This window comes from Saccharopolyspora tripterygii, from assembly GCF_054778355.1.
Genome location: NZ_BAAGZP010000030.1, coordinates 52,749 through 61,865, shown reverse-complemented (window position 1 = coordinate 61,865; position 9,117 = coordinate 52,749). Strand labels below are relative to the sequence as shown.

Here is a 9,117-nt window from a genome sequence, read left to right as displayed (position 1 = left end):
AAAGGCGCCTGCCATGCCCGACGAAGAGAAGCTCGTCGAGTACCTGAAGTGGGTCACCGCTGACCTGCACCGGGCACGTCAGCGGCTGGAGGAGGTCGAGGCGGGCAAGCACGAACCGGTCGCGATCATCGGCCTCGCCTGCCGCTTCCCGGGCGGCGTGAGCACGCCGGAGGACCTGTGGGACGTGCTGGCGTCCGGCCGCGACACGATCTCGGGCTTCCCGACCGATCGTGGCTGGGACCTCGGCGCGCTCGCCGGCAGCGACGCCGGGCACAGCGCGACTCTCCAGGGCGGATTCCTCCGCGACGTGACGGAGTTCGACCCGGGGTTCTTCGGCATCTCGCCACGCGAAGCCGTGGCCCTGGACCCCCAGCAGCGACTCCTGCTGGAGACCTCCTGGGAGGCCGTCGAGCGCGCCGGAGTCGATCCCACGTCGTTGCGCGGCAGTCGGACCGGCGTGTTCGTCGGCACCAACGGCCAGGACTACGGGCACGTGCTCATGGCGTCGCAGGAGGACGTCGGCGGACACGCGGGGATGGGCACGGCGGCCAGCGTGCTCTCCGGCCGCGTGGCCTACACCCTCGGACTCGAAGGCCCCGCGGTCACGATCGACACCGCCTGCTCCTCGGCCCTGGTGGCGTTGCACCAGGCGTCGCAGGCGCTGCGGGGCGGTGAGTGCTCGCTGGCGCTCGCCGGTGGGGTCACGGTGATGACCACCGCCTCGAACTTCGCCGGGTTCACCCGGCAGGGCGGGCTCGCGCCGGACGGCCGCTGCAAGGCCTTCTCCGACGACGCCGACGGCACCGGCTGGTCGGAGGGCGTCGGCGTGCTGCTCGTCGAGAAGCTGTCCGACGCCCAGCGCCACGGGCACCCGGTGCTCGCGGTGCTGGAGGGCAGCGCGGTGAACCAGGACGGCGCCTCCAACGGCCTGACGGCCCCGAACGGTCCGGCGCAGCGGGAGGTCATCCGCGCGGCCCTGGCCAGTGCCGGACTGGGTGCGTCCGATGTGGACGCCGTGGAGGCGCACGGCACGGGCACGACGCTGGGCGACCCGATCGAGGCGCAGGCGCTGCTGGCGACCTACGGGCAGGACCGCGATAAGCCGCTGCTGCTCGGCGCGATCAAGACCAACATCGGCCACACGCAGGCGGCGGCGGGTGCCGCCGGGGTGATCAAGATGGTGCTGGCGCTGCAGCACGGCCTGCTGCCGCGGACCTTGCACGTCACAGAGCCCTCGGCGCACGTCGACTGGTCGGCGGGCAGCGTGCGGCTGCTCACCGAACCGGTGACGTGGCCGCGCGGGGAGAAGCCGCGTCGCGCCGGTGTGTCGTCGTTCGGCGTCAGCGGCACGAACTCGCACGTGATCCTCCGCGAAGCGCCCGAACCCGAGGACGGCGGATCCGCTCCTGCCGCCCTCGAGGTGGTTCCCCTGGTGGTGTCGGCGAAGTCGGCCTCCGCGCTGGACGCCCAGGTCGAGCGGATCGAGCTCGTCGAAGGCTCCCCGGTCGACATCGGCCACTCGCTGCTGGCGACCCGGCCGACCTTCGACCACCGCGCCGTCGTGCTGTCCACTCAGGACGGAACGGCCGAGGTCGCGCGCGGGGTCGCGGGAAGCGGTTCGCTCGCCGTGCTGTTCTCCGGCCAGGGCTCGCAGCGGCTCGGCATGGGCCGTCGGCTCCACGAGCAGTTCCCGGTGTTCGCCGAGGCCCTGGACGCGGTGCTCGCCCACCTCGACGTGGGCCTGCGCGAGATCATGTGGGGCGACGACGAGGATGCGTTGCAGCGGACCGGGAACGCTCAGCCCGCGCTGTTCGCGATCGAGGTCGCCCTCTACCGGCTGGTGGAGTCCTTCGGGGTGACACCGGAACACCTCGCCGGTCATTCGATCGGCGAGATCGCGGCAGCTCACGTCGCGGGCGTGCTGTCGCTGCCCGACGCCTGCCGGCTGGTGTCGGCCCGGGCGTCGCTGATGCAGGCGCTGCCCGAGGGCGGGGCGATGGTGGCGGTGCAGGCCACCGAGGACGAGGTGCTTCCACACCTGCCGGACCAGGTGTCGATCGCCGCGATCAACGGGAAGGACTCGCTGGTCCTGGCCGGTGCCGAGGACGAGGTGCTGGCGCTCGCCGAGCGGTGGAAGCACAAGCGGCTGCGCGTGTCGCACGCCTTCCACTCACCGCTGATGGATACGATGCTGGAGGATTTCCGCGCCGCCATCAGCGGGATCTCCTTCTCCGCGCCGCAAATCCCGATCGCGGCCACCGGCGACGTCACCTCGGCGGAGCACTGGGTGCGGCACGTGCGCGACGCGGTGCGCTTCCACGACAACGTCACCAGGCTCCGGGAGAACGGCGCCGACGCGTTCCTGGAACTCGGTCCGGACGGCGCGCTCTCGACGCTGGTCGACGGCTGCGTTCCGGCCCTGCGCAAGGACCGGCCCGAGGACAGCGCTTTCCTGACCGCGCTTGCCCGGCTGCACGTCGCCGGCGTCGCCGTGGACTGGACGGTGTTCTTCGCGAACACCGGTGCCCGGCGGGTCGAGCTGCCCACCTACCCGTTCGACCGCGAGCGGTACTGGCCGGAGTCCACGGCCGACCCGCGGGCGGCGTTCGGTGCGATGTTCCAGGGCCCGAAACCGTCGCTGTACCGCCTCGGTTGGGCGCCCGTGGAGATCACGACCGCCGCCACCGGCGCGCGCTGGGCCGTCGTCGGCGACGACCCGCTCGACCTCGCGCACCTGCTCTTCAGCGCAGGCCAGACCGTGACGGGCTACGGCGAGACCCTGGCCGACGCGACCGGTGAGAGCGGCGTCGCCCCGGACGTCTTCGTGGTGACGCTGTCGGGCGGCGATGACGCCGACTCGGTGCACGCCGTGTGCGCCCGCGTGCTCGGCCTCGTCCAGGAATGCCTGGCGAATCCGCAGCTCGACAACTCGCGACTGGTGTTCGTCGGTCGTGGTGCGGCCACCGGCGACGACCTCGCCGCCGCGTCCTCGTGGGGCCTGGTGCGCTCGGCGCAGTCGGAGAACCCGGGGCGCTTCCTGCTCGTCGACTCCGACGGCGAGCCGATGTCGGCGGCGCTCCTGCCGAAGCTGGTCTCCGCCGACGAGCCACAGGTGCTGGTGCGCAACGGCTCCGTGCGAGCCGCACGACTGGCCGACGTGCCCCAGGTGGACCGGACCCCGCACACCTGGGATCCCGACCGAACCGTGCTCATCACCGGTGGCACGGGTGGCCTGGGCGCCGAGCTCGCGCGGCACCTGGTCGCGCGCTGCGGTGTCCGGCACCTGCTGCTCGTCAGCCGGCGCGGCCCGGACGCACGCGGAGTTCCCGAGCTGGAAGCCGACCTCGCCGCGCACGGTGCGACCGTGACGGTCACCGCCGCCGACATCGGCGACCCCGATGCCGTGTCCGCACTGCTGGCCGGGATTTCCGATGCTCACCCGCTCGACGCCGTCGTGCACACCGCCGGCGTGCTCGACGACGGGCTGGTGAACACCTTGACGCCCGAACGGCTTTCCGCCGTCCTGCGGCCGAAGGTGGACGGGGCGTGGAACCTGCACCGCGCCACCCGCGGTCTCGACCTCTCCGTCTTCGCGCTGTACTCGTCGGTCGCGAACCTGCTTGGCGGTGCCGGGCAGGGCAACTACGCGGCCGCGAACGCATACCTGGACGCTCTCGCGGCGCACCGCCGTCACGAGGGGCTGGCGGGGATCTCGCTGGCGTGGGGACCGTGGACGTCGACGAGCGGCATGACGGGTGGGCTGAGCGAGGCGGCGATGGAGCGGATCACCCGCTCCGGGATTCCGCCGCTGGCTCCCGAGCAGGGCCTGGCGCTGTTCGACGCGGCCCTGGTCGCCGATGAGTCTCTGGCGGTGGCCGCTCACGTCGAAACGAGCGCACCCGGCGGGGGTGGAGCGCTGCTGCGCGGGCTCGTCCCCGAGGCGTCGATCGCGGGAACGACGGGCAGGACCGCCGCGGTCACCGTGCTGGAGCGGTTGCGCGACGCCGACCCGGAGGAGCGAGAAGGCATGGTGCGCGACCTCGTGGTCGGGTTGTCGGCCACGCTGCTCGGCCACCCCGATCCGAGCGCGGTCGCCCCGGAACGCGACTTCCTGGAACTGGGCTTCGACTCGCTCATCGCGGTGGAGCTGCGCAACCAGCTGTCCGACCAGCTCAACGTGCGGCCCTCCAGCTCCATCGTCTTCGACAGCAAGACGCCGGAGCAGCTCGCGAAGACGCTGCTCGGTGAACTCGGCTCGCTCGACGGGGCCGGCGCCGCGCCGGTGCAGGGGGCGGGTCAGCCCGTGGCCCCGGAGGACACCCTCCACGGGCTGTTCATGCAGTCGGTCAGCTCCGGGCAGACGCTGCAGGGCCTGCAGGTGCTCAAGCACGTGGCGCTGCTGCGGCCGATGTTCGAGACGCCGGCCGAGCTGGAGGAGCTGGCCGCCCCGGTCCCGCTGGCGAGCGGCCCCGACGGCCCGAAGCTGATCTGCATCAGCGCCCCCGGCGCCACCGCGGGCATCCACATGTACGCGCGGTTGGCGGCGCAGCTGCGGGGCAAGCGGGACGTGTCGGCGCTGCCGCTGGTGGGGTTCGAGCCGGGCGAAGCCCTGCCGGCCACCAGCGAGGCGGCGGCGCGCTGGGTGGCCGAGGCCGTCCTGCACGCCAGCGACGGGGAACCGTTCGTGCTCGTCGGGCACTCCTCGGGCGGAACGCTCGCCTACTTCGCCGCGGCCGTGCTGGAGGAGACGTGGGGGATCCGCCCCGAGGGCGTGATCATGCTCGACACCCTCAGCCTCCGCTACGACAGCCACGAGGGCATGGACTTCGACGCGGTCACCAACAACTACTTCAACACCATGGAATCGCCTGCGGTGAGCCTCAACAGCGCCCGGCTGTCGGCGATGGCGCACTGGTTCGTCCGCATCGTCGACATCGGACTGGAGTCGACCGCGCCGAAGCTGCTGGTCCGCTGCGCGAAGGAAGTGGACGGGACGAACCTCGAGATCACCGGCCAGGACGTCAAGGTGCCGCACGACGAGCTGCGCCTGGTGCAGACCGACCACATGTCGATGGTCAAGGAGGACTCGGCGATGACCGCGGAGGTGATCGAGGACTGGCTCAGCACCTCCGCGGTGAACCCGGGGTGACCTCGGCCGCCCCGCCCGCTGCAAGAGACCCGGACAACGCACAGAGACTGGGAGAGGCGTCGTGACCGCTTCGAGCGAGGAACTACCCCTGGTGGGCGTCGAGCGCCCATCCATCTTGAGCTTCAGCGAGGTGCGCCTCGCCTTGCAGGCGAAGGCACCCGTGTGCCGCATCCGCACACCAGCGGGCGACGAGGCGTGGCTGGTGACCCAGCACGCCGAGGTCAAGGCCCTGCTGCAGGACAACCGGCTCGCCCGCTACCACCCGGACCCGGCCAACGCCCCGCGGTTCCTGCGCAACCCGATGCTCGACATGCTCGTCACCGACACCGATGTCGAGGTCGAGCGCAAGGTGCACGAGGAGAAGCGCGCCCTGTACACCAAGAGCTTCGCGGCCCGGCGCGTGCTGGACCGCAAGTCCCGGGTGAAGGCCATCGCGCACGCCAAGATCGACGACATCATCGCCGCCGGACAGCCCGCGGACCTGCACGAGACCTTCTCGACGGTCTTCTCGCAGAACGCGCTGTGCGACATGATCGGCATCCCGGAGGACGCCCGGGAGGAGCTGCTGACGCAGATGGACCGGGTCGGCTCGGTCGACCGGGAACACGCCGAAGGCGGCATGGAATCGGTGTTCGGCTTCGCCGCGCAGGTCGCCGAGCGCCGCCGCGACGACCCGGGCGACGACGTGATCACGCGGTTCGTCGAGAGCGGCCTGACCGATGACGAGATCGGCATGCACGTGGTCGTGCTGCTGTTCACCGGTCTGGCCGGGCTGGTGAGCCACATCGACTTCGGGGTGCTGCTGTTCCTGCTCAACCCCGATCAGCGCGAGCTGGCCATGAACGATCCGGAGATCATGGCGCGGGCCGTCGACGAGGTGATGCGGGCGACCATCGGCAGCCCCGTCCTCCCGCGCTACGCCAGCGTCGACCTCGAAGTGGGGGACGTGACGATCCCCTCGGGCGATCTTGTGATGCTGGACTTCTCGCTGGCGAACTTCGACTGGCGCGTGTTCGCCGAGCCCGAGAAGTTCGACGTCACCCGAACCCCCAACCCGCACTTCACCTTCGGTCACGGGATGCGGCACTGCACGGGTGCTCCGCTGGTGCGGGTCATCATGTCGGTGGGGTTCACCGCCCTGTTCTCCCGGCTTCCCGAGCTGAGCCTGGCCGTGCCGCAGTCGGAGCTGGAAACGCGCGCGGGCGGCAAGCTCGCGGGCGGCCTCGAACGCTTCCCGATCAGATGGTGATCCGATGAGCGACGAAGTGGTGTCGGCCTGCCCGTTCCCGATGCCGAGGGACCCCGAGAACCGGCTGGACCTGCCACCCGAGTACCGGCGGCTCCGGCAGGAGGAACCGGTGTGCCGGGTGCGCACTTCGGCGGGCGATGACGCGTGGGTGATCAGCCGGTACGAGGACGTGCGCGCCGCGCTCAGCGATCGGCGCCTGAGCTCGCGCGTCGCGCACCCCGGGTACCCGAAGCTGTTCTTCCCGGAACCCGCACCGCCGGGGGCGTTCGTCCAGTCGGATCCGCCGGAGCACAGCCGCTACCGGCGGATGGTGGTCGGCCAGTTCACCCGCAAGCGAGCCGAGGCGATGCGGCCGTACCTGCAGGAGCTGGTCGACGCGAGGATCGACGCCATGCTCGCGGCCGGCCCGCCCGTGGACCTGGTGGCCTCGTACGCCAAGGAGGTGCCGCTGTCGGTCATCTGCAAGCTGCTCGGCGTGCCCTACCGCGACCGGGTCGCGTTCGGGCGGTGGGTGAACAAGCTGAACGAGCCGACCGCCAACCCCTCGGTGAACAAGGGAGCCGCGAGTTCGCTGTTCCAGTACCTGCGCCGTCTCGTGACGGCGAAGTCGAAGAAGCCCACCGACGACCTGCTCGGCTGGCTCGCGGGCGACCACCTCGCCCGAGGCGAGATCACCCGCGAGGAGATCACCGCCATGGCGATGATGCTGCTCTCCGCCGGGTACGACACCTCGGCCAGCGCCATCTCGCTGAGCGTGATGACGCTGCTGGAGAACCCGGAGGAGCTGGCTCGTCTCCGAGCGGACCCGAGCCTGATCAACAGCGCGGTGGAGGAGCTGCTGCGGCACCAGAACATCATGCAGTGGGGAGTCGGCCGGGTCGCCTCGGAGGACGTGGAGATCGCGGGTCAGCGCATCCCCTCGGGCTCCGCGGTGATCCTGCTCCTGCCCTCGGCCGACCGCGACGACGCCGCCCACCCCGACGCCGATCGGCTCGACATCACCCGGGAGACCGGGATCTCGCTGTCGTTCGGCCACGGCCTGCACAGCTGCGTCGGCAAGTTCCTCACCAGGGTCGAGATGCAGGTCGCGATCGGAACTCTGGTGAGCCGGATCCCCACCCTCCAGCTCGCGGTGCCGCCGAGCGAGCTCAGCTACCGAGATGCGGCCATCACCTACTGCGTGCGGGAGCTCCCGGTGAAGTGGTGATCCTGCGCGCGGGGGAGTGCTCGTCCCTCTTGAGTTGTCAATGAGCAGGTGCCACAAGGGCATGCCGGGGTGACCGGCCACGAAGGCGTGTCCGGGTAACGGGTTTGGCTAGTTGTGGGTGGGTTCTGGTTGTCGTGGATTTGGGGCCAGGGACCGGACAATTCGTTGATGCACGGTTGTTCTGGCGGTGCCGCCGGGTCGTGGTGCGCGTTCCGGGTCCACGTGGGCGGGCGGGATGAACACCGGCCGGCCTTGTCGCAGGGTGATGTGCCAGTGGTCGCGGTGGAGGATTCGGTGGTGAAGAGCGCACAACATCACCAGGTTGTCGAGATCCGTCGCACCACCGTCCAGCCAGTGGCGGATGTGGTGCGCTTGTGATGTTCCCGGCGGATGCTCGCACCCGGGAAACGCGCACACCCCGTCCCTCCGGAACAGCGCGGCGCGTTGTGCCGGAGGAGCGGTGCGTTCCTCCCGCCCGTGATCCACGGCAACTCCGTCGCTGCCCAAGACGACCGGCAGGATTCCAGCGTCACACGCCAGGCGGCGCACGTTGTCGGCGGTGATCGGCACACCGTCAGCGAAAACCCCCGGCGACACACCCTCAGCGTCCGGATCCAGGCTGCGGGCGAGGTCGTCGAAGTCGACCGACACCTGAACCTGCACTCGCTGCCCACCCACACGGGGCATCCCATGGGCCCCCAACGCCAAATCCACCAACGTGGCAAGACCATCAGCGTGACGTTGCGCGGGACTCCTCGGATCCGCCTCACCACCGGCGGCGGGACAGGGTTTCGACACCGGCCGGAGGGCGGCGATGAACTTCTGCCCGGCCTCCTTGTCCAGCCGGGCCTTGATCATGACCGTGCCGTCGTCGGTGGTGACGTAGTGCAGCTCACGAGCCTCGTGCTGCGCCTGCTCATCCCGGACTGCGGTGTCGCGGTCGTAGGTCGCATTCACGCCGTCCGCAAGCCTCCGCAAGTCACCCGGACGGCACCATCGCGCCCGCTCGGTCAGCACCCGCTCGATCTTCGCCACCTCACCGGCAGCCGAATCAGGCAACTTCTGCAGACACGTGGCGATGATCCGGGCGTGATCCAGACTGATCACACCATCCGACAACGCCTGCCGACTCGGTCCACCGGAAGCCCGGGCAACTGCGACCCGGCCGCGGGCCTGCCCGGGATCGAGTGCGAGCCGGTCCTGCAACCAGGTCGCGGTATTCCGCGCACCCTGCGCACGCCCCAGCGCACGCCGGTCGGCCTCGGCCACCAAACCAGCCTGAAGCGACTGGAGCAGGCGAACAAGCGACTCGGCATCGACGATTGCTTCGGTCAACTCCGCATCACTGGTATGCGGCGGGGACGCCAGGACCGCGGCGAGCGCGGCCCTGGCCGTCGCCATCGCGGCCCCCACAGGCGTCCTCGAACTCATGTGCTAATCATGCACGCACCAGTTCGAGAACGCGAGCGCATAGCGATCACTGAATCGGGTGCTCCACACCGGGTTTCACAC

At 70.6% G+C, this 9,117-nt stretch carries 3 protein-coding genes and 1 pseudogene; 3 read left to right on the top strand and 1 reads right to left on the bottom strand.

Annotated elements, in window-relative coordinates; genetic code table 11:
* Positions 1-13: 13 nt before the first annotated feature.
* The 3 genes and pseudogenes from ACYVF3_RS23380 to ACYVF3_RS23370 form a co-directional block, all read left to right on the top strand.
* A pseudogene (locus ACYVF3_RS23380) lies at positions 14-5,149 on the top strand (SDR family NAD(P)-dependent oxidoreductase); the annotation flags it as partial.
* Between the two features lie 61 nt (positions 5,150-5,210).
* Entirely contained in the window at positions 5,211-6,398 is a 1,188-nt protein-coding gene (locus tag ACYVF3_RS23375) for a cytochrome P450 (RefSeq protein ID WP_461156403.1), read from the top strand.
* Between the two features lie 4 nt (positions 6,399-6,402).
* On the top strand, positions 6,403-7,605 hold the full coding sequence (locus tag ACYVF3_RS23370; RefSeq protein ID WP_461156402.1) for a cytochrome P450: 1,203 nt from the start codon (positions 6,403-6,405) through the stop codon (positions 7,603-7,605).
* Between the two features lie 108 nt (positions 7,606-7,713).
* Here the strand turns inward: ACYVF3_RS23370 and ACYVF3_RS23365 are convergent, their stop codons facing one another.
* The gene (locus ACYVF3_RS23365) at positions 7,714-9,006 is read right to left on the bottom strand and encodes an HNH endonuclease signature motif containing protein (RefSeq protein WP_461156401.1); all 1,293 of its coding nucleotides are present in this window, start codon (positions 9,004-9,006) and stop codon (positions 7,714-7,716) included.
* Between the last annotated feature and the right edge of the window lie 111 nt (positions 9,007-9,117).